At 62.2% G+C, this 1322-nt stretch carries 1 protein-coding gene; it reads right to left on the bottom strand.

Features of this window, described 5'->3' with window-relative positions; all coding sequences use genetic code 11:
* Positions 1 to 14: 14 nt before the first annotated feature.
* A complete protein-coding gene (locus DMB80_RS27750) occupies positions 15 to 1247 on the bottom strand; it encodes an integrase catalytic domain-containing protein (RefSeq protein ID WP_111512756.1) in 1233 nt (410 codons plus the stop codon).
* Positions 1248 to 1322 lie beyond the last annotated feature (75 nt).

The following is a 1322-nucleotide window of genomic DNA, read 5'->3' as shown; positions in this document are numbered from 1 at the left end:
CCTGTTGCCTCACGTCAAGATGCGCGCGTAGGGGTGGTCGTTGCCTCACGTGAGCGTGCGCGCTTGGTGATGGCCGGTTGGCCGTCGTTAGTGGGTTTGCTGGTAGCGAGGGTGAAAAGTTGGACGGTCAAGGCGCGGAGTTGGCGCCGTGTGGCGGCGGGATTGATGAGCGAGTAGATCCGCTTCAGCGCTATGACGCGTTGAACCGTCATGGTCTGGTGATCGATCGCACGCCGATACGGCGTGGTCGCCTGGTCGTGTTTCTTGGAAACTTTGGCCCCGCGACGAGTCTTGAAGATCAGTTTCTGCTGCGGACAGAAGTAGTTGGCCAACTTCGAATGCAAACGCCAGATCTCGTTGAGCAACAACAGCTCCGCGGCGGTGTCGTAGCGGTAGTAACCCACGACTGAACGCACCACGGCCCAATTCTTTTGCTCGACGTGACACCCGTCGTTTTTGTTGCCTGGTCTCGCCCGGGTGAAGGTGACATGGCGCCGCTCGCACCACGACAGCAGGTGACCGTTGATGAACTCGTATCCGTTGTCGGAGTCCACTCCGATGATCGGAAACGGCATCGTGTTAGCGATGTCGTTGAGAGCCGCCACCACGTTTTTGGCGGATTTGCTCGGCACGGATCGATTTTCGGTCCAGCCGGTCGCGACATCGGTGACGGTCAGGGTGAATGCATGGCCGCCGCCGCGGTCGCCGCCGTCGTGGAAGACCAGGTCGATCTCGACGAACCCGGGTTGGGCGTCGTCCCACTCCGCCCAGGTGCGTACCGGTATCTGGCTTTTGAGCAGCGATCCTGGCTTCGTGCCCACATGCCCTCTGAGCTGGCGATTGGCGCGTTCACCGGCAAGTCTGCGGTCGATGGTGGCCGCCGACATCGAGGTCAGCAATGCCGCGGTGTCCTCGGTAATGGTCAGCTCTCCGAAACGCCGCAACACCGCCACCAGCTCACCGAGCATCGGCGCCAGCCGCTTGCCGGCCGGCATCTCCAAGACCTGCCAACAGACCGTCAACGCTGCGATGACCTCCGGCCCGTATTTCACAGGACGCGGGCTGCGCCTGGCCACAATCCTGGGCGCCAGCGCCACTTTCAGCGCCTTGCGGGCGTGACTTCTATGCCACCCGGTGTTGGCGCACAACTCGTCGAGGATCCGACCTTTGACGCCCTTGCTTGCCAGCTGATAGCGCTTCGCAGCCGCCTCGGTGATTGCTCGGCGCTCGGTCAACGTCAACCCCATCCACTGGGCCTACGCGCGCATTCCTGATGAGGCAACGACCCGCCCATTCGCGCGCATTTCTGATGAGTCAACGCG

This window comes from Mycobacterium kyogaense (assembly GCF_003254575.1).
GTDB classification, from domain to species: Bacteria; Actinomycetota; Actinomycetes; order Mycobacteriales; family Mycobacteriaceae; genus Mycobacterium; species Mycobacterium kyogaense.
This window is presented reverse-complemented; position numbering and strand designations above follow the sequence as displayed.